The sequence below is a fragment of the Streptomyces sp. NPDC026672 genome (assembly GCF_040638185.1).
In the GTDB taxonomy this organism is placed as follows: domain Bacteria; phylum Actinomycetota; class Actinomycetes; order Streptomycetales; family Streptomycetaceae; genus Streptomyces.
Genome location: NZ_JBEZXS010000002.1, coordinates 265,810 through 285,007, shown reverse-complemented (window position 1 = coordinate 285,007; position 19,198 = coordinate 265,810). Strand labels below are relative to the sequence as shown.

At 71.2% G+C, this 19,198-nt stretch carries 15 protein-coding genes and 1 pseudogene; 11 read left to right on the top strand and 5 right to left on the bottom strand.

The window, feature by feature from the left end; genetic code table 11:
• Position 1: 1 nt before the first annotated feature.
• From AB0F77_RS02930 to AB0F77_RS02915, 4 genes are all read left to right on the top strand, one after another.
• Positions 2-997 carry a sugar ABC transporter permease gene (locus AB0F77_RS02930; RefSeq protein WP_361940329.1) on the top strand — a complete coding sequence of 332 codons (996 nt, stop codon included), beginning with the start codon at positions 2-4 and terminating at the stop codon, positions 995-997.
• A gap of 16 nt (positions 998-1,013) precedes the next feature.
• Complete coding sequence (locus AB0F77_RS02925; protein ID WP_361940600.1) at positions 1,014-1,853, top strand: carbohydrate ABC transporter permease; 840 nt, start codon at positions 1,014-1,016, stop codon at positions 1,851-1,853.
• 44 nt (positions 1,854-1,897) lie between these two features.
• Positions 1,898-3,262 (top strand): GH1 family beta-glucosidase, encoded by a 1,365-nt coding sequence (locus AB0F77_RS02920; protein WP_361940326.1) that lies wholly within the window; start codon positions 1,898-1,900, stop codon positions 3,260-3,262.
• A 117-nt stretch (positions 3,263-3,379) separates the two neighbouring features.
• Complete coding sequence (locus AB0F77_RS02915; RefSeq protein WP_361940323.1) at positions 3,380-5,275, top strand: discoidin domain-containing protein; 1,896 nt, start codon at positions 3,380-3,382, stop codon at positions 5,273-5,275.
• Positions 5,276-5,407: 132 nt separating this feature from the next.
• Here AB0F77_RS02915 and AB0F77_RS02910 read toward each other — a convergent pair whose 3' ends face one another.
• Complete coding sequence (locus AB0F77_RS02910) at positions 5,408-6,523, bottom strand: PASTA domain-containing protein (protein WP_361940320.1); 1,116 nt, start codon at positions 6,521-6,523, stop codon at positions 5,408-5,410.
• Positions 6,524-6,762: 239 nt separating this feature from the next.
• Between AB0F77_RS02910 and AB0F77_RS02905 the strand changes: the two genes are divergently transcribed.
• Entirely contained in the window at positions 6,763-7,161 is a 399-nt protein-coding gene (locus AB0F77_RS02905) for a hypothetical protein (protein ID WP_361940317.1), read from the top strand.
• A 14-nt stretch (positions 7,162-7,175) separates the two neighbouring features.
• On the opposite strand, the gene AB0F77_RS02900 is transcribed toward AB0F77_RS02905, so the two are convergent.
• Positions 7,176-10,490, bottom strand: a complete 3,315-nt coding sequence (locus AB0F77_RS02900) for a type ISP restriction/modification enzyme (RefSeq protein WP_361940314.1) — start codon at positions 10,488-10,490, stop codon at positions 7,176-7,178.
• A 212-nt stretch (positions 10,491-10,702) separates the two neighbouring features.
• Positions 10,703-11,488: a CDP-alcohol phosphatidyltransferase family protein gene (locus tag AB0F77_RS02895; RefSeq protein WP_361940311.1), complete on the bottom strand. Its 786-nt coding sequence runs from the start codon at positions 11,486-11,488 to the stop codon at positions 10,703-10,705.
• A 108-nt stretch (positions 11,489-11,596) separates the two neighbouring features.
• Here AB0F77_RS02895 and AB0F77_RS02890 point away from each other — a divergent pair, with 108 nt between their 5' ends.
• The 5 genes and pseudogenes from AB0F77_RS02890 to AB0F77_RS02870 form a co-directional block, all read left to right on the top strand.
• On the top strand, positions 11,597-12,580 hold the full coding sequence (locus AB0F77_RS02890; protein ID WP_361940308.1) for a zinc-binding alcohol dehydrogenase: 984 nt from the start codon (positions 11,597-11,599) through the stop codon (positions 12,578-12,580).
• Positions 12,581-12,730: 150 nt separating this feature from the next.
• Positions 12,731-13,129 (top strand): 6-carboxytetrahydropterin synthase, encoded by a 399-nt coding sequence (locus AB0F77_RS02885; RefSeq protein ID WP_361940305.1) that lies wholly within the window; start codon positions 12,731-12,733, stop codon positions 13,127-13,129.
• Positions 13,126-14,319, top strand: coding sequence for a glycosyltransferase family 4 protein (locus AB0F77_RS02880; RefSeq protein WP_361940302.1), 1,194 nt, complete (start codon positions 13,126-13,128; stop codon positions 14,317-14,319). The genes AB0F77_RS02885 and AB0F77_RS02880 overlap by 4 nt, the downstream gene beginning before the upstream one ends.
• A complete protein-coding gene (locus AB0F77_RS02875; protein WP_361940299.1) occupies positions 14,316-15,329 on the top strand; it encodes a class I SAM-dependent methyltransferase in 1,014 nt (337 codons plus the stop codon). The genes AB0F77_RS02880 and AB0F77_RS02875 overlap by 4 nt, the downstream gene beginning before the upstream one ends.
• Positions 15,326-16,249: pseudogene (locus AB0F77_RS02870) on the top strand (lysylphosphatidylglycerol synthase transmembrane domain-containing protein); the annotation flags it as partial. The gene AB0F77_RS02875 and the pseudogene AB0F77_RS02870, both read left to right, overlap by 4 nt.
• 107 nt (positions 16,250-16,356) lie before the next feature.
• Here AB0F77_RS02870 and AB0F77_RS02865 read toward each other — a convergent pair.
• Positions 16,357-17,175 (bottom strand): creatininase family protein, encoded by an 819-nt coding sequence (locus tag AB0F77_RS02865; RefSeq protein ID WP_361940296.1) that lies wholly within the window; start codon positions 17,173-17,175, stop codon positions 16,357-16,359.
• 38 nt (positions 17,176-17,213) lie between these two features.
• Here AB0F77_RS02865 and ribA point away from each other — a divergent pair, with 38 nt between their 5' ends.
• Positions 17,214-17,888 (top strand): GTP cyclohydrolase II, encoded by a 675-nt coding sequence (ribA, locus tag AB0F77_RS02860; RefSeq protein WP_361940294.1) that lies wholly within the window; start codon positions 17,214-17,216, stop codon positions 17,886-17,888.
• Between the two features lie 72 nt (positions 17,889-17,960).
• Here the strand turns inward: ribA and AB0F77_RS02855 are convergent, their stop codons facing one another.
• Positions 17,961-19,184 carry a serine hydrolase domain-containing protein gene (locus tag AB0F77_RS02855; protein ID WP_361940291.1) on the bottom strand — a complete coding sequence of 408 codons (1,224 nt, stop codon included), beginning with the start codon at positions 19,182-19,184 and terminating at the stop codon, positions 17,961-17,963.
• Positions 19,185-19,198 lie beyond the last annotated feature (14 nt).

Below are 19,198 nucleotides of genomic sequence, written 5' to 3'. Positions count from 1 at the left end.
CATGACCGCCACCGTCCCGACCGAGACAGGCGGACGGACCGAGCGGAAGAGCTCCCCCGGGGCGGCGCGTGGACCGCGCCGCCCCGGGCGGATCCGCCGTATCGGACTGCCCTACCTGCTCCTGCTGCCCGCCCTGCTGCTCGAACTCCTGGTCCACCTGGTGCCGATGGTCATCGGCATCGTCATGAGCTTCAAGGAGCTCACCCAGTTCTACATCCGCGACTGGGGCGCCGCTCCCTGGTCCGGCTTCGACAACTACAAGGTGTCGGTGGACTTCGACGCCCCCGTCGGCGAAGCCCTGCTGCACTCCTTCTTCGTCACCGTCGGCTTCACCCTGCTGTCGGTCGGCCTGTGCTGGTTCATCGGCACCGCCGCCGCCATCTACATGCAGGACACCTTCCGGGGCCGCGGCTTCCTGCGCGCCCTGTTCCTGGTGCCGTACGCGCTGCCCGTCTACGCGGCCGTCATCACCTGGGTGTTCATGTTCCAGCACGACAACGGCCTGGTGAACCACGTCCTGCACGACCAGCTGCACCTCACCGACAAGCCGTCCTTCTGGCTCATCGGCGACAACAGCTTCGTCGCGCTGCTCGTGGTGTCGGTGTGGAAGGGCTGGCCGTTCGCCTTCCTCATCGTGATGGCCGGCCTCCAGAACATCCCCAAGGAGCTGTACGAGGCCGCCTCGCTCGACGGCGCCGGCATGCTCCAGCAGATCCGCCGCATCACCCTGCCGTCGCTGCGCCCGGTCAACCAGGTACTGATCCTGGTGCTGTTCCTGTGGACGTTCAACGACTTCAACACCCCGTACGTCCTGTTCGGCAAGTCGGCCCCGGAGGCGGCGGACCTCATCTCGGTCCACATCTACCAGGCGTCCTTCGTCACCTGGAACTTCGGCACCGGCTCGGCGATGTCCGTCCTGCTGCTGCTCTTCCTGCTCGTCGTGACGGGCGTGTACCTCCTGCTCACCTCGCGCGGAAGGAAGTCCGCCGATGCCTAGTGCCCCGGCCTCCCCCATGGCGCCGCCGCGCTCCTTCCTGTGGTCCCGGCGGATCTTCCTCACCCTGCTCACGGGCTTCGTCGTGGTGCCCGTGTACGTCATGATCTCCAGCTCGCTGAAGCCGCTCGCGGACGTCACGGGCAAGTTCCGCTGGCTGCCCAGCGAGGTGACGATCCGGCCGTACATCGACATCTGGTCGACCGTGCCGCTGGCGAAGTACTTCATGAACTCGCTGATCGTGTCGGGCGCGGCGACCATCTGCTCGGTGGTGATCGCGGTGTTCGCCGCCTACGCCGTCAGCCGCTACAACTTCCGCGGCAAGCGCGTGTTCACGGTCACCGTCCTGTCGACGCAGATGTTCCCGGGCATCCTCTTCCTGCTGCCCCTGTTCCTCATCTACGTCAACATCGGCAACGCCACCGGCATCGCCCTGTTCGGCTCGCGCGGCGGGCTGATCCTGACGTACCTGACGTTCTCGCTGCCGTTCTCGATCTGGATGCTCATCGGGTACTTCGACTCGGTGCCGCGCGACCTGGACGAGGCGGCGCTGGTGGACGGCTGCGGGCCGCTCGGCGCGCTGTTCCGGGTCGTCGTGCCGGCCGCCATCCCCGGCATCGTCGCGGTCGCCGTCTACGCCTTCATGACCGCCTGGGGAGAAGTCCTCTTCGCGTCCGTGATGACGAACGACACCACCCGCACGCTCGCCGTGGGCCTCCAGGGCTACTCCACGCTCAACGACGTGTACTGGAACCAGATCATGGCCGCCTCGCTGGTCGTCAGCGTGCCCGTGGTGGCCGGCTTCCTCCTGTTGCAGCGTTATCTCGTCGCCGGGCTCACCGCCGGAGCGGTCAAGTGACCTCCGTCCCGGCCCGCACCTCCCCCCATCCCGAAGGGACTCCCGTGTCCGACCGCATCGACCTCGCCGCACTCCCGCACGACTTCCTGTGGGGTACGGCCACAGCGGCGTACCAGATCGAGGGAGCCGTCGCGGAGGACGGCCGTGCCCCGTCGATCTGGGACACCTTCTCGCACACCCCCGGGAAGATCGACAACGGCGACACCGGTGACGTCGCCTGCGACCACTACCACCGCTGGCGCGAGGACATCGGTCTGATGCGCGGGCTCGGCACCGACGGCTACCGGCTGTCCCTCGCCTGGCCCCGGATCGTGCCGGGCGGCGACGGCCCGGTCAACCCCAAGGGCCTCGCCTTCTACGACGAGTTGATCGACGGGCTGCTGGAGGCGGGCATCACCCCCTTCGTCACCCTCTACCACTGGGACCTGCCCCAGGCCCTCCAGGACCGCGGCGGCTGGCCCGAGCGGGAGACCGCCGAGCACTTCGCCTCGTACGCCTCCGTCGTCGCCGAGCGCCTCGGCGACCGCGTGAAGAACTGGGCCACGCTCAACGAGCCCCTCTGCTCGGCCTGGATCGGCCACCTCGACGGCAACATGGCTCCCGGGTTCAAGGACCTGACCGCCGCGGTGCGTGCCTCCTACCACCTGCTGCTCGGCCACGGCCTCGCCACCCAGGCGATCCGCGCCGCCTCGCCCGACGCCCGCGTCGGCATCGTCAACAACCTCTCCACGGTGTTCCCCGCCACCGACCGGCCCGAGGACCTGGAGGCCGTGCGCCGCCAGGACGGACACGTCAACCGCTGGTGGCTCGACCCGATCCACGGCCGCGGCTTCCCGGCCGACATGCGCGAGGTCTACGGCGTCGAACTCCCCGAGAAGCCGGGCGACCTGGAGACCATCGCCGCGCCGCTGGACTGGCTGGGCCTGAACTACTACTTCCCGGCGTACGTCACGAGCGACCCCGAGGGCCCGGCCCCCTACGCCCGTTCGGTCCGCCGCCCCGACGTGCCGCGCACCGGCATGGACTGGGAGATCGACGCGAGCGGCATCGAGACGCTGCTGCTGCGCCTGACCGAGGAGTACGGCGCGCGCACGCTGTACGTCACCGAGAACGGCTCCGCCTTCCCGGACGTCGTGCGCCCCGACGGCACGGTCGACGACCCCGAGCGCCAGGAGTACCTGATCGAGCACCTGGCCGCGGTGGCCTCCGCCGCGCGCAAGGGCGCCCCGGTCGCCGGGTACTTCGCCTGGTCGCTGCTGGACAACTTCGAGTGGGCCTACGGCTACGCCAAGCGCTTCGGCCTGGTCCACGTGGACTACGAGACCCAGGTCCGCACCGTCAAGGGCACCGGACACCGCTACGCGGACATCGTCCGGGCGCACCGGGAGGCGGTGCGCAAGGCCGCCTGATCCTCCGGGCGGTGGGTGCGGGCGCGGGAGCCCGTACCCACCGCACCGGGCGCACAACCACATTCGAGATGACATGAACGCGCCAAAATTCACCCCCACCTCCCCAAGGAGAGCCGCATGCCATCCCGCACCCCCCGCACCCTGCTGACCGCCCTCGCCGCCCTGGCCATGCTGTCGGCCGGCCAGGCCTTCGCCGCCCCCGACCCGCAGCCCGACGGCTCCCAGCGGGCCGCCGCCGCTGCCGCCGCCTGGGACAGCGACCGCGCCGCCTCCGCCTACGCCGCCAACCCGGCCGCCGTCACCGCCTCCGGCAGCGAGAACGCCGGCGCCGGCCCCGGCCTCGCCTTCGACAACAACGCCGGCACCCGCTGGTCGAGCAACTTCGCCGACGACGCGTGGATCCGCGTCGACCTCGGCACCACCATCCGCGTCGACCGCGTCGTCCTCGACTGGGAGGCGGCGTACGGCAAGCGCTACGTCCTGGAAGTGTCCAAGAACGGCACCGACTGGACGCCCTTCTACACCGAGACGGCGGGCACCGGCGGCTCGGTCACCGCGTCCACCTATCCGCAGGAGGTGACCGGCCGCTACGTCAGACTGCGCGGCCTGGAGCGCGCCACCGCCTGGGGCTACTCCCTCTTCTCCTTCAAGGTCTACGGCGGCGAACCGGCCCCCGCGTCCACGACCCGCACCAACCTCGCCCTGAACCACCCGGCGTACTCCAACTTCTACCAGCACGCGGGCAATTCACCGGCGTTCGTCACCGACGGCGGCTGGCCCGCCGACCTCAGGGGCGACTCCACCCGCTGGTCGAGCGACTGGAACGCGGACCGCTGGGTCTCGGTCGACCTCGGTGCCACGTCGACCATCAACTCCGTGGACCTGTACTGGGAGTCGGCGTTCGCGGTCGACTACCAGCTCCAGGTCTCCGACGACAACCGCACCTGGCGCACGGTCTACCAGCCGTCGGCCTCCGAGGTCGCCGCGCGCCGCGCCAACGTCAAGGCACCGGGCGAGGCGGCGGGCCTGCACGACACGGTCAACCTGCCCAGCCCGGCGACGGGCCGCTACGTCCGCATGCTCGGCAAGGAGCGCCGCTCCTTCTACAACCCGGCGCCCGCCACCGCCCAGTTCGGCTACTCCCTCTACGAGTTCCAGGTGTGGGGGACGGGCGGCAGCGCGTCGGCGGCGTACCCGGCGCTGCCGGGCGAGCAGTCGGGCGCGTACCAGACGACGTTCTTCGACGACTTCACCGGCGCGGGGCTCGACCGTTCCAAATGGCGTGTGGTGAGGACCGGAACCGAGATGAACTCGGTCAACGGCGAGTCCCAGGCGTACGTCGACTCGCCCGACAACATCCGTACCGAGAACGGGGAGTTGATCCTCCGGGCGAAGTACTGCCGGGGCTGCACCCAGGCCGGCGGCGGCACCTACGACTTCACGTCGGGCCGCATCGACACCAACACCAAGTTCGACTTCACCTACGGCCGCGTGAGCGCCCGTATGAAGCTCCCGGTCGGCGACGGCTTCTGGCCCGCGTTCTGGCTCCTGGGCAGCAACGTCGACGACCCGTCGGTCTCCTGGCCGGCGTCCGGCGAGACCGACATCATGGAGAACATCGGCTACGGCGACTGGACCAGCACCGCCCTGCACGGCCCGGGCTACTCGGCGGACGGCAACATCGGCGCCCGCCAGACCTACCCGAACGGCGGCCGGGCCGACCAGTGGCACACCTACGCGGTGGAGTGGACGCCGACGGGCATGCGCTTCTACGTCGACGACCGCCTGGTCCAGGAGACGACCCGCAACGTCCTGGAGTCCACGCGCGGCCAGTGGGTCTACAACCACAACCAGTACGTCATCCTCAACCTCGCCCTCGGCGGCGCCTACCCCGCGGGCTGGAACAAGGTCACCACCCCCTACTGGGGCCTGCCCCAATCGAGCGTCGACCGCATCGCCGCGGGCGGCGTCCAGGCGGAGGTGGACTGGGTGAGGGTGGAACAGAAGCGCTGACGATCGCCGCGGCGGCCGGCCCGGGCAGACACAAGGTGTCTGCCCGGCCCGGGCACGCACGGTGCCGTGCGCGGACGGTGGTCCGCCGAAGGAGTCCGGGGCCGAGGAAGTTCGGGCCGAGGGAGTTCGGGGTCAGGAGTGCCAGCGGTCGCGGCCGTCGGAGCCCGGGCCGCAGACCATGGGCGTACCGGCACTCGTGACGCCGTGCGCGCCGGGAGGGGAGCAGAACGATCCGGGGTGCACGACGCCGACACCGCCCCCGCCGCTCGAACCTCCGCCGCCCGAGCTTCCGCTGCGGGAGCCCTCGTCGGAGGAGTGTGAGGAGGAGCCGCCGCGCGCCGAACTTCCGGATCCGGTCCCGTCGTTGTGGTCGTGACGGTCGGGGTCGTGGGCCGGGACGCGGTTCGTCGTGTCCTTCGCCGCCGGGCAGTGCCGGACGGGGTCGGCGTCGGACCATCGGCCCAGGTCGAGCCGGACCGCGGTCGCGGAGGTCACGTCGGTCCCCTCGTCGGGGGACTGGAAGCACACGTGCCACTCCTCGCCGTCCTCGGCGGCCTGCTCCGCGGTGGGGGCGTCCACGTCGAGGTAGACGTCGTCGAGCGTGACGCGCTCGGGATCAACACCGGCCCGGGTCAGAGCGCCGACCGCCGAGGCGTAGCTCGCGCCGACGACGTCGGGCATCGTCGGCCAGGGGAGCGGTGCGCCGTCCTCCTCGGGGCAGGGCTCGTCGGTCCTGACCGCCGCGAGGTCGATGGTCCTCGCGTCCGTGTCCGCCTCCTGGAAGCACACCGTCCACCCGGACAGCAGAACGATCGTCCGACTGTCCCGGGCCGCGTCGTGGTGACGGGTGGTGAACCCGGCGGCCCGCGCCCGCTTCTCCGCCTCGTCCAGCCGCTCGCCCGTGTGGTCGGCGGCTTTCACCGATGCCGAGGGCGACGGCGTGACCTCGGCGCTCACACCGTCCTGATGCCCCTTGGTGTCCGCCCGGTCCGCCGTGCCGTCGTCGAGCTGCCCGCCGATGCCGGCGCCGACGGCCAGCAGCATGAAGGCCCCGAACGTCGCCCCGAGTCTGGCGAACCAGCGCCATGGGGGCAGCACCCAGACCGCGACCATGACGGCGAGCATCACGACGAGGCCGAGCGGGAAACTGAGGGCGCCGAGCACGGCGACCAGGGCCAGCAGAGCGAGCGCGGCCCGAGTGGTCCTCCACCACGGCACGGTCGGCGGCGCGGCGTACGGATTGTTCATACGGCGTGGTTCCTCCGGTACGGGACGCACAGGCGAGGAAACCCCACCGGCTCGGATCCACCGACAGCGTCGTGCCTGCACGTAGAACCGGACACCCCGCATATGGGAGGAGTTGCACCAAAGGATGAGGGAAATGTGTTCGAGCGTATTCGGCTCGGGCAGACAGGTGACTGTGCCCCTCTCTCCGACGGACGCGGGCCTGACGGGGCTCGCATGCCGTGTGTGCTAGGCATGAGGCCATGCCGCTGCCGCACTTCGAGCTCAGTAGTTCCCAGTACGGGCTTCTTTCCGAGGCGTTGATCCGGGAGCTTCCTGATCCGGACTCGGGCGAGGACGCACTCCGGGAATGGTTCGCCCGAGGGTTGGACCCGGAGGAGCATGCCTCTGAGGTGTCGGAACTCGTGTTCCTCGGCCTGCTCATGAGAACGGACCGTGCCCTGTCACTGACGGGTCTGGGTGCGGCGGTCCACTACCGGGCAGCCAGCGAGGCCGCGGAGGAGCGGTTGGCCTCGGTGATCCGCCTCGTCGACAGGGTGACGCGTGTGAGGCATCCGCGACTCCCGGTGGCGGTGTCCCGGCTCGCCCGGGGTGCGTGCTCCTACGAGGAGGCGCTTGCCGAGGCGGCGCGCGTGGACTGAGTCGACACGACCGCTCACTCGTTGTCGGTCTCCGTGCCGAAGAGAGTGCCCTCCTCCCGGTGCCTGGCCTTTCGGGCGCCGGCCGTGACGGGCAGGACCCTCGCCGCGACCAGATCGGCGGCCGTGATCATCGGAGCGGCGAGGATCTCTGTGAGAAGACCGCTCTGGGCAGGGGCGAGTGTGACGAGTCGGCGCAGGACGGAGAGGAGCTCCAGCAGTTCGGTCGTCCACTCATGCGGCCAGGTCTCGACGTGCAGGTCGTCCAGCGGACTGGTGCGCTTGCTGGTCGGAGAAGCCTTGCGATAGCCGAACCACTTGTTGAGCACGTTCATACCGCCGACGTCGTACTGTCGGACGGCCTCGGGAACGGGGCCGAAGGCGCCCTTGCCCAGGTAGAGGATCTCCGACGACGCGTCGTATCCGAGGCTGTCGGGCATGTCGTTCCCGATGTGCTTCTGGTACTTGACCTGTCGTTCATCGCCGTTGACGAAGAGGACGTCGCCTTGGGTGCGTCCCGAATCCGGGTCCGCGTACCGCTCGCCGTACGTCGAGGCCCACAGGACCTCTTGGCCCAGCGAGACGGCCTTCTCCCACAAGTCTCGATCAGCTGTGAGGGGGAGGCGTACACCAGGGGTGAGGAGTTCCTCGGTGAATCGCTCGGTGAACGCCGCGTGCCCCGTGACGGCAACTGTGTAGGCCGCCAGATCGTGGACGGTCACACGGCCGAGGCCGAGCACCCGGGCCAGATGGGCCAGGAGTCCGTGCGGGACGTTGGCGGAGCCGTCCGGGTGGAGGACCGGCTGTACCCGTCCGCCGCGGCCGTTGAAGTGGTCAGTGTCCGGGAGTAGACACGTCGCGACGACGGCGGGACCCGAGCTGATGGGGTGCGACGACTGCTGGTTGAGGAAGAGCTGACCGGGCTGGAGAGAAGCCCACAGGTCGGGACGGGGACGGTCCAGAACCCGGTTGTCGGACACGAGGTGTTGGCGATCGAAGCTGCGAAGGGCGACACGTGTGAGTTGTGGGGTGGTGAGCGTCTCTTGTCCGAGGGGCAGATTGGACCCTATGTGTCCCGGCAGTGGTTCTCTCCGGCCCTTGAGTGTTCGGTCGTCCGTTTCCTTGAAGAGTTCCGCCTTTTCAGCGGGGTCGATTTCGCGGATCATGCGGGCCCAACGGCGTCGGAGTACTTCAGCAGAGGGAGAGCTGACCCAAGAACGGTTCGCCTTGGAACCCGGACTGCCCCAGGGGAACAGATCGATGAGCTCCGGAAACTCGTCCCACCCCGACTGGGTGGCCGGGGTGAAGGGGCGCGGGCCCTCGTCATGTGTCTCACGCCAACCGTCGTCGTCGAGTTGCATGGCCCTGAGCTGGCAGAACTTTTCCGAACGTCGCCCGGTGACCGCCCGGTAGTGGACGCGGGCGCGGTGACCTGGGCCGCGTGCTGTGTCCGCTCTGCGCACGAAGATGTGGATCGCCAGCGGCTGGGCGACACCGGGAAAGACTCGTTGTGGGACGGGTGAACGCTGGCCCTCGGGCGAGAGGTTGATGATCCAACCCTCGTCGCACGTCCGCCGGAGGTACTCCCGCATGCCCCTGCCGCCGGGTCCCGTCGCCCAACCCGACGGGGTGATGAGACACACGACTCCGTGCCGGTCACCGGGATGGGCGTCGAAGACCTTCCAGGTCGCCCAACGCCAGAAGTAGACATACATGTTCTTCAGCACGTGCTCGTAACGTCCGTTGTCGGGATGGCGGAACGCGTCGAGCAGCGGTGGCTCCTTGCCGGAGGGCTTCTTCTCCACCCAGCCACCCCGGCCCTCCGCCTTGTCGTCGTACGGCGGGTTCGCGATCACCGCGGTGACCGGCGTCCGCGCCTTGATGCGGTTGGCGCGCTTGCGGGAGTCGGAAAGCGCGCCATAGGTGGAGGCCAGGTACTCCTCCTCGACGAACGGGTTGTCCAGGGTGTCCGTGACGAAGAAGCTCAGCCCGTCCCGTGGAAGCTGGGCCTCGTACCGTTTGAGGAGGTCGGACGCGCGCAGTTCGGCCACTGCGAAGGGGCCCATCTGCAACTCGAAGCCGTACAGCCGTGAGGCGAGGCGGGAGATCGCGTCGCGGGCCATGGCGGGCCCATGACGCTCGACGGCCTGCTCGGCCACCCGCTCGATGACCGTGTGCAGGAAAGTCCCCGTACCCATGGACGGGTCGATGATCCTGACCTCGTCCGCGCCGAACCCTTCTTGGTGGTCGAGTCGTGTCCGGACGACGTCCTCGGTGAGCCGGACCATTTCCTCGACCACCTCGCGCGGCGTGTAGTACGAGCCGCTCTGCTGACGCAGTTCCGGGTCGTAGACGGTGAGGAAGTGCTCGTAGAGATGGAGATAGGCGTCCCGGTTGCCCATCCGGATCACGGGCCATTCGACCCGTTCGACCGTACGGGTGAGCAGGTCGAGGGTGACGGTGAAGCGCTCGTTGACGTTGTCGGTGAGCAACTGGAGCGCCTTGCCCATGAGGGCGTGGTCCGCGTCCAGGCGTCGGCCGATCTCATGGAACGAGTTCGGCGCGAGGGGGATGCCCTCGGTCCGGGCCAGCAGGAGGGCGAAGGTGATTGTCTGGGCGTAGCCGTCCGCGAAGGTGAAGTTGTCGGCGGAGGGGAAGAGCAGCCGCCGCCAGTCGTTCTTCAGGCCGGTGAACGGCCGTGCGCGCAGGTCGTCGTCCGGCGCGGACGATCGTGCCTCGAAGGCGAGTTGTTCCAGAACCGTGGAGCGGAGTAGTCGGCACAGCGGCGCGATGTGCTGGACCAGCCGGGCGACCTGGGTGATCTTCGGTGGTGCCCAGCGCAGGAACTGCTTCAACAGGGCGTCGAACGAGGCGGGGTCGCCGATGGTGAGCTTGTCGCCGGCGGTTTTGAGCGTGCCCGTGAAGTGGACCGGCTCCCCGATCTGCTCGCCATGGCGGAAGAGCCGCCACTCGGTGCCGTTCGAATACAGCAGGTTGGGGAGATCGCGGAGTTTGTCCCATTGCTCGCGATTGGCCTTGGAGAATGTCGCCGGGTCCACCGGCAACCCCGGCTTCTTCAGCTCGATGTATCCGGTGATCGTGCCGTTCTCGCTCACCGCGTAGTCGGGGCGTACGCCCAGGTCCGGAATCCGGTACTCGTCGTGCCAGGCCACCTCGTGGTGCTGGTGCCGCTCGCCCACTGTCCTGAGCAGCGTTTCGAGCGGAGCGCGGATCGACGACTCCGGCCCACCCGCAGCGGACAGCTTGCGGTGGCACTGGCGGCCGAACTCCGACACGGCGGCGCGTAACCAGCCGTACTCGTCCTCAGGCATGGTCCCCCCGAACCGAGAAATGCCCCAGCCGTTCCCACCCCCGGGGCATGCCATGTGCAAGCCGGTGCGTCACATGCGGTACATCTGACCGATCGTGACGGAACGACAGCGCACTGTCCATCCCGCGTGATGGATTTTTGTGTATGTGACCGGCATGCCGAAAGGACCCGGATCGTCTGTGATCCGGGCCCTTGTCGGTTGGGAGGGGGTGGTCAGCGGACCGCCAGTTCCCGGACCTCCGTCGGAATTCCCACCGGGCACTCCTCCATCGTGTCCGGCACCGTCACCCGCGACGTCCGGTACAGCCAGATGACGTCGCGGCCGAAGGACCACACCAGGGACGTCAGGGACAGGAGCACCACGGCGAGGTTCGCGAGGGGCGGGAGGAGTTCCGACGCGGCCAGGAGGAGGCAGATGCCCTGGACGGCCGCGACCGTCTTGCGGGCGAACGACGGGGGCAGCGGGGCGTTCAGCCATGGGGCGACGCGGGCCGCCGCCACGAACGCGTAGCGCATCAGGCCGATCAGCAGCACCCACACACCGAGCTGCATCGACACGTACACGCTCAGGACCAGGATCAGGAACGCGTCGACCTCCATGTCGAAGCGGGCGCCCAGCGCCGTCGACGTGCCCGTGCGCCGCGCGACCTTGCCGTCGACGCCGTCCAGCACCAGCGCCACCGCGGTAAGCGCGACGAGCACCGTCACCGGCGGCGCGCTCTCGAAGGAGTCCGCGACCAGCGCCGTCACCCCGCCGACCAGCGTCGCCCGGCCGAGGGTCACCCGGTTGGCCGGGCCGAAGGAGCGCGGCCGGGCGCGGTGCAGCGCCCAGGACAGCACCGCCCAGGTGGCGAACGCGAACGCCAGCCCCGTCAGCCAACCGGCCGGCCCCAGGCCGATCGCGGTGCCCAGCAACACCAGCAGCAGGATCTGGACGCCCGCTCCCACGGCCGTCTCCTGCTGGACCAGCCTTGCCTCGTACGTGTTGTTCAGGGCCACCGCACATTCCTCCGGCCGAGTGACAGAGTCGATCAACGCCGCGTACTGTGCGCGGCCTGTGCACATCTCGGTACGTGAACAACTTCCCGATCGTTCAGGAGGATGCCGATGAACCGCTCGGCGCGTGCGTTCTGGCTGCGCTCACCGGGCCACGGCGAGCTGCGTGACGTCACCCTCGCGGACCCCGCCGAGGACGAGGTGGTGGTGCGCGCGCTGTACTCCGGGGTCAGCCGCGGCACCGAGACCCTCGTCTTCCGCGGTGGTGTCCCGACCAGCCAATACGCGGCCATGCGAGCGCCGTTCCAGGAGGGGGACTTCCCCGGCCCGGTCAAGTACGGCTACCTCGGCGTCGGTGTCGTCGAGGAGGGTCCAGGGCACCTGACCGGACGCACGGTCTTCTGCCTGTATCCGCACCAGAGCCGTTACGTCGTTCCGGTGAACGCCGTCACCGTCGTCCCCGACGGCGTGCCCGCCGCGCGGGCCGTGCTCGCCGGCACCGTGGAGACCGCCGTGAACGCCCTGTGGGACGCCGCCCCCCTCGTCGGCGACCGCATCGCCGTGGTCGGCGGCGGCATGGTCGGCTGCTCGGTGGCCGCCCTCCTCGCCCGCTTCCCCGGCGTACGGCTCCAGCTCGTGGACGCCGACCCGGCCCGCGCCGCCACCGCCGCCGCCCTCGGCGTCGACTTCGCCGCGCCGGCCGACGCCCTCGGCGACTGCGACCTGGTCGTCCACGCCAGCGCCACCGAACAGGGCCTCGCCCGCTCCCTCGAACTGCTCGCCCCCGAGGGCACCGTCGTCGAACTCAGCTGGTACGGCGACCGCCGGGTGTCCCTGCCGCTCGGCGAGGCGTTCCACTCCCGCCGCCTCACCGTCCGCAGCAGCCAGGTCGGCACCGTCTCCCCGGCCCGCAGCGCGCGCCGCGGCTACGGCGACCGCCTGGCCCTCGCCCTCGATCTCCTCGCCGATCCGGCGCTGGACGCACTCGTCACCGGGGAATGCGCTTTCGAGGAGTTGCCGGAGGTCATGCCACGGCTCGCGTCGGGCGAGATCCCCGCCCTCTGTCACCGGGTCCGGTACACCGAGAACGGCTGACGGAACCGTTCAATTCGGTACGACAGAGGGCCTGACCTGAGAAAAGAGTGCGGCTCCGGTGAACGCCCGACGGCGAAGGGCCGTACTACCAGACATCCCCCGGCAGGCGCCGGTGGGGGACCAGACGCGCCGCACCTGGAGGGTCGTCCGTTGTTCAGCATCACCGTCCGTGATCACATCATGATCGCCCACAGCTTCCACGGCGAGGTGTTCGGGCCCGCTCAGCGCCTGCACGGCGCCACGTTCCTCGTGGACGCCACGTTCCGCCGCGAGCAGCTGGACGACGACAACATCGTCGTCGACATCGGACTGGCCACCCAGGAACTGGGCGCGGTCGTCAGCGAGCTGAACTACCGCAACCTCGACAACGAGCCCGACTTCGCCGGCGTCAACACCTCGACGGAGTTCCTGGCCAAGGTCATCGCCGACCGGATCGCCGAGCGCATCCACAAGGGCGCCCTGGGCGAGGGCGCCAAGGGCATCGCGGGCCTCGCGGTCACCCTGCACGAGTCGCACGTCGCCTGGGCGAGTTACGAGCGTGCCCTGTGACCGACACGACCGTCGACCGGACCTCACCCCCGGACTCGCTGACCTTCGTGCCCGTCCAGCGCGCGGGCCTCGACCACGTCGGGATCATCCCCATGTCCCTGCGCACCCTGCACTTCGTTTTGCCCGGCGGTGTCGACGACCCGGCCGCGCCCAGCGGCGGCAACGCCTACGACCGCCGTGTCTGCCTCGACCTGCCCGGCTTCGGCTGGCAGGTCACCCGGCACGCGGTCCCCGGTGCCTGGCCCCGGCCCGAGGGCGCCGACCGCGACGCGCTCGCGCGCACCCTGCGGGAACTGCCGGACGGCGCCGTCGTCCTGCTCGACGGGCTCGTCGCCTGCGGGGTGCCCGAGGTCGTCGTCCCCGAGGCCGAACGGCTGCGCCTCGCCGTCCTCGTCCACCTCCCGCTCGGCGACGAGACCGGACTCGAGCCCTCCGTCGCCGCCGACCTCGACGCCCGGGAGCGTGCGGTGCTGCGGGCGGTGCCCGCGGTCGTCGCCACCAGCGACTGGGCCGTACGGCGGCTCGTCTCCCACCACGGCCTGGCGCCCGAACGCGTCCACGTCGCCGCGCCCGGCGCCGACATCGCGCCCCTCGCCGCCGGCGGCGACGGTGTCTCGCACCTGCTGTGCGTGGCCGCCGTCACTCCCCGCAAGGGCCAGCACCGCCTGGTGGAGGCCCTGGCCGCGGTACGGGACCTGCCCTGGAGCTGCGTCTGCGTCGGCGGGCTCACCCAGGACCCCGAGTACGTCGCCCATCTGCGCGGCCTGATCGCGCGGCACGGCCTCACCGACCGGCTGCACCTCGTGGGACCGCGCTCCGGCGCCGACCTCGACGCGAGCTACGCAGGCGCCGACCTCATGGTCCTCACCTCGTACGCCGAGACGTACGGCATGGCGGTGACCGAGGCGCTGGCCCGCGGCATCCCGGTGCTCGCCACCGACGTCGGCGGGCTCCCGGAGGCGGTCGGCCGCGCCCCCGACGGCGGGGTGCCCGGCATCCTCGTCCCGCCGGAGGACCCGGCCGCGCTCGCCGTCGAACTGCGCGGCTGGTTCGGCGAGGCCGACGTGCGCCGCCGCCTCAAGGCCGCCGCCCGCGGCCGCCGCGCCGCGCTCGACGGCTGGGCCACCACGGCCCGCAGCCTGGCCGGGGTCCTCCAGCGACTGCCCGGCGAACCCCGGAGGGCGGCATGAGCGCCGGGCCCACGACGAGCACGGCGGGGAAGGTCCCCGCCCAGCCGGAGGTGAAGGACGTGACACCGACGACGCACGGCGGAGCGGACCACCCCTCCGACGTCATCCCCGGCGCCGGACCCGCGCCGCGGCCGGGCGAGCGGCCCACCGTACGGCTGCGGGACACCGGCGAGGACGAGCCGCCCCGGTACGCGCCCGAGTGGCTGGAGCTGCGCGAGAGCGCCGACGCCGCCGCGCGCTCCCTCGACCTGCTCGACCCGCTGCGCATCCGGCTCGCCAACCTCCCGGGCCGCACCGGCGGCGCCGTCGTGCACGACCTGGGCTGCGGCACCGGCTCGATGGGCCGCTGGCTCGCGCCCCGGCTCGACGGCGCCCAGCACTGGGTGCTGCACGACCGCGACCCCTATCTGCTGCACTTCGCCGCCGTCGCCTCCCCGCGCGCCGCCGCCGACGGCAGCCGCGTCACCGTCGAGACCCGGCGCGGCGACGTCGCCCGGCTCACCCCGGACGCGCTGGCCGGCGCCTCGCTGGTCACCGCGTCCGCGCTGCTCGACGTCCTCACCCGCGAGGAGGTCGAGACGCTGGCCACCGCCTGCGCGGGCGCCGGCTGCCCGGCCCTGCTGACCCTGTCGGTCGCCGGACGCGTCGAACTCACCCCGGCCCGCCCGCTGGACGCCGAGATCGCGGAGGCGTTCAACGCCCACCAGCGGCGCACCGGGATGCTCGGCCCCGACGCGATTACCGTCACCTGCGAGGCGTTCGCCGACCGCGGGGCCACCGTCAAGGTCCACCCCAGCGCCTGGCGGCTCGGCCCCGACGAGGCCGAACTGACCGCCCAGTGGCTGCGCGGCTGGGTCGGCGCGGCCGTCGAGCAGCGCCCCGAACTGCGCGAGCGGGCCGACGACTACCTCCGGGAGCGGCTGGCCGAGTGCGCCGCGGGCGAGCTGCGCGTGACCGTCCACCACAGCGATCTGCTCGCCCTGCCGCGGCCCGTGGGAGGTGCCTCATGAGCGCCCCCGCGGTCGAGATCGAGCCGGCCGCCGGCCCGGCGACCCCGAGGACGGACGCCACCGCCCCCCGGCGGCACCCCGTCGGCCCGGCGCTGCGCCGGCACGCCGGGACCGCAGCAGGAACGGTCATCCTGGCCGTGCTCCTGTGGCGCCTCGGCACCGGGGTCTTCCTGGACGGGCTGCGCCGCATCGACCTGCCGTCGCTGGCCCTCGCCGTCGGCATCGGCGTCGTCACCACCGTCTTCAGCGCCTGGCGCTGGCAGTTGGTGGCGCGCGGGCTGCGTCTGACGCTGCCGCTCGGGCCGGCCGTGGCCGACTACTACCGCGCACTGTTCCTCAACGCGGCCCTGCCCGGCGGTGTCCTCGGCGACGTGCACCGCGCGGTCCGGCACGGGCAGAGCGCGGGCGACCTCGGCCGGGGCGTGCGCGCGGTCGTCCTCGAACGGGTCGCCGGGCAGGTCGCGTTGGCGGTGGTCGGCGCGGGCGTGCTGTTCGTGCTGCCGTCCCCGGTCCGCGACGACGTCCGGGACTTCGCGCCCCTGGTGCTGCTCGCCGCCGCCGGCGCGGTCGCCGTCGTCCTCGCCCTCCGCCTCAGCCGCGGGCCCGCCCGCCGTACCGGCGCCCTGGGCCGGACCCTCGCCGAGGCCCGGCAGGGCCTGCTGTCCCGGCGGAACTGGCCCGGAGTCGCCCTGTCCTCGGCCGTCATCCTGGCCGGGCACCTCGCGACGTTCGTGCTGGCGGCCCGGGTCACCGGCAGCAGCGCCCCCGTCACGGCGCTGCTGCCCATCGCGGTCCTCGCCCTGGTCGCCATGGGCGTGCCGCTCAACGTCGGCGGCTTCGGGCCCCGCGAGGGCGTCACCGCCTGGGCGTTCGCGGCGGCGGGTCTCGGCGCGAGCAGCGGACTCGCCGTCGCCGTGGTCTACGGCGTCCTGTGCCTCGCGGCGAGCCTGCCCGGCGCGGCGGTCCTGCTGGTGCGCTGGTACGGCGCCCTGCGCGCCCGGACGGCACCGGCGCACCCGACGAGCGGTCAGCCCTCCGACGACGGTGAAGTCCCGTCCGCCGGTGCCGGGTTCACGGAATTCGCCGCCGGACCCTCCCCGGAGGTCAGCAGCGTGAAATACGCTGCGAAGGATTCCGTGAGGCTTGCCAGGAGGCGCTTCCCCTTTTCCGCCGACCCCAGGGAAGGACGGCCGATGACACCCGATTCCGTATAGGCGGACATTCCCACGGTGAGGAGATGACGGCGGTCGTCCGCGGTGAAATCGGCGGACTCATGACCAGGGCGGACCAATTCGGGATGAGCGTGCAGCAGAATGGAGGTCTCGATTTCCCCCGCGTGCATGTCCGTGAGGAGCGAGGTCTCGACGCCCGCCCGGGTGCGCGCCGCCTCCCAGTCCTCGGCGGCGGGGAACAGCGCCATCGCCTCCCCGCGCGCGGAGGACTCCTGGACCACGTTGCCCAGGACGTAGTTGCCGCCGTGGGCGTTGACGACGACCAGCGCCTCCACCCCGGAGCGGCGCAGCGACGCGGCGATGTCCTGCACGACGGCGTGCAGGGTCACGGAGGAGATGCTGACGGTTCCGGGCCAGGCCGCGTGCTCGTGCGAGCAGGCGATCGTCACCGGGGGAAGGAGGTGCACCGGGAACGCGGCGGCGATCTCCCGGGCGATGGCGCAGGCGACGAGCGTGTCGGTCGCCAACGGGAGGTACGGGCCGTGCTGTTCGTAGCTCCCGACGGGAAGGACGGCGACCTGCGGTGAGACGCCCGCCCCTCGCGCCCGGACGTCCAGTGTGGTGTCCGCCGGGACCAGACCGTGTGCCGCCGCACGCGCACCCGAACCATTCATCTTTCCACGGCCTTTCGTCTCTGCTTAGGAATCAGATCATGACAGAAAACCTTGGCGTGCTCGGCACGGACGCACGCGGCAAGAAGCCCGCTCGGCGCACCGGTGTGGAACGCGTCGTGAATGCCCCGCTGCCCACCGTGTACGGGCAATTCCAGGCGATCGGCTACCTGGACCACGACCGCGGTGACGAGCAGGTGGCGCTGGTGTACGGCGAGATCGGCACCGAGAACGTGCTGACGCGGCTGCACTCGGAGTGCCTGACCGGCGACGCCTTCGGCTCCCAGCACTGCGAGTGCGGGGACCAACTCGCGTCCGCGCTGCGGCAGGTCGTCGCCGAGGGCAGCGGCATCGTCGTCTACCTCAGGGGGCACGAGGGCCGCGGTATCGGTCTGCTCGCCAAGCTGCGCGCGATGGCCCTCCAGGCGGAGGGACTGGACACCGTCGAGGCGAACCTGGCGCTCGGTCTGCCGGTCGACGCCCGCGACTACGGGGTGGCCGCCGAGATCCTGCGCGACCTGGGCGTGGCCTCCGTACGGCTGATGTCCAACAACCCGCGCAAGCGCGAGGCGTTGCTGCGGCACGGCATCCAGGTCGCCGAGGAGGTGCCGCTGCTGATCCCGCCGTGCGAGAACAACATCACGTACCTGCGCACCAAGCGGGAGCGCCTGGACCACCGGCTGCCGCATCTGGACGCGGTCGCGCACTGGTCCTGACGGGACGCGTGCGGGTGGCCGGTCCCCGTCCTCGGCCGGGGACCGCCCGCGACACGGCCGCGGGAGCGGTGCTCACTCCACGACGGCCTCGTGGACCAGCCGCCTCAGCTCCGGGAACACCTTGAGGGTCCGGGGCCGTACCTGGGTCATGAACTGCACGGTCAGATCGCGGCCGGGGTCCACCCAGAAGGTGGTGGTGGCCACCCCGCTCCAGCCGTAGGTGCCGAGGCCGGCCGGGGCCGCCGTCCGCGCGGGGTCGACGACGACCGAGACGCCGAGGCCGAAGCCCATGCCTGCGTTGCCCGGCTCCTGGTGCGCGGGGGCGCCGAAGGCCCGCATGTCCGCGCCGCCCGGCAGATGGTTGCGGGTCATCAGGGCCACCGACTCCCGGGTGAGCACCCGGGTGCCGTCCAGTTCGCCGCCGCGGCGCAGCATCTCGGCGAAGCGGTGGTAGTCGTACGCCGTGGCGACCATGCCGCCGCTGCCGGACAGGAAGCGCGGCCGGCCGCGCAGCGGGAGGCCGGGCACCGGCTCGATGCCGCCGTCCTCGGTCTCGCCGTACAACTCCGAGAGCCGGTCGGCCTGTTCGGGCTCGATGTGCAGGCCCGCGTCGGTCATGCCGAGCGGGCGGAAGATCCGCTCGGCGTAGAACGCGTCCAGCGGCAGGCCCGACACCACCTCGACGACCCGGCCCAGCACGTTCGAGGCGACCGAGTAGTTCCACTGCGTGCCGGGCTCGAACTGGAGCGGCAGCGAGGCGTACACCGACATCGTCTCGGCGAGGTCCGCGCCGGGCGGCACCGAGGACTCCAGGCCGGCGGCGCGGTACAGGGCGTCGACCGGGTGGGACCAGTAGAACCCGAAGGTCAGCCCCGAGGTGTGGGTCAGCAGGTGCCGGATCAGGATGGGGCCCTCGGCCGGGCGGGTGCGCACGTCGTCGCCCGAACCGCCCTCGTACACCCGGGGTTCGGCGAACTCGGGCAGGTACCGCGCCAGCGGGTCGTCCAGGGACAGCCGGCCCTCCTCCACCAGCATCAGGGCGGCGACGGAGGTGACCGGCTTGGTCATGGAGTAGATCCGCCACAGGGTGTCCGCCTCCACCGGGAGCCCGGCCGCGCGGTCGCGCAGGCCGTGCGTGGTGAGGTGGGCGACCCGGCCGCCGCGGGCGACGGACACCAGGTAGCCGGGCAGCCGCCCCTCGTCGACGTAGTGGGCGAAGTGCTGGTCGAGGCGGTCGAGCGCCTTCGCGTCCAGCCCTGCCTCCTCCGGGTCGACTTCCTGTCGCAGCTGTGCCATCGCTCTCCTCCGGT

Excerpts from the sequence above, each read along its gene's own strand:
- AB0F77_RS02905 (WP_361940317.1), top strand. The coding sequence starts at position 6,763 with ATGCCGCTGCCGCACTTCGAGCTCAGTAGTTCCCAGTACGGGCTTCTT.
- AB0F77_RS02890 (WP_361940308.1), top strand. The coding sequence starts at position 11,597 with ATGAACCGCTCGGCGCGTGCGTTCTGGCTGCGCTCACCGGGCCACGGC.
- AB0F77_RS02900 (WP_361940314.1), bottom strand. The coding sequence starts at position 10,490 with ATGCCTGAGGACGAGTACGGCTGGTTACGCGCCGCCGTGTCGGAGTTC.
- AB0F77_RS02910 (WP_361940320.1), bottom strand. The coding sequence starts at position 6,523 with ATGAACAATCCGTACGCCGCGCCGCCGACCGTGCCGTGGTGGAGGACC.
- ribA (WP_361940294.1), top strand. The coding sequence starts at position 17,214 with ATGACAGAAAACCTTGGCGTGCTCGGCACGGACGCACGCGGCAAGAAG.
- AB0F77_RS02915 (WP_361940323.1), top strand. The coding sequence starts at position 3,380 with ATGCCATCCCGCACCCCCCGCACCCTGCTGACCGCCCTCGCCGCCCTG.
- AB0F77_RS02855 (WP_361940291.1), bottom strand. The coding sequence starts at position 19,184 with ATGGCACAGCTGCGACAGGAAGTCGACCCGGAGGAGGCAGGGCTGGAC.
- AB0F77_RS02875 (WP_361940299.1), top strand. The coding sequence starts at position 14,316 with ATGAGCGCCGGGCCCACGACGAGCACGGCGGGGAAGGTCCCCGCCCAG.
- AB0F77_RS02925 (WP_361940600.1), top strand. The coding sequence starts at position 1,014 with ATGGCGCCGCCGCGCTCCTTCCTGTGGTCCCGGCGGATCTTCCTCACC.
- AB0F77_RS02930 (WP_361940329.1), top strand. The coding sequence starts at position 2 with ATGACCGCCACCGTCCCGACCGAGACAGGCGGACGGACCGAGCGGAAG.
- AB0F77_RS02865 (WP_361940296.1), bottom strand. The coding sequence starts at position 17,175 with ATGAATGGTTCGGGTGCGCGTGCGGCGGCACACGGTCTGGTCCCGGCG.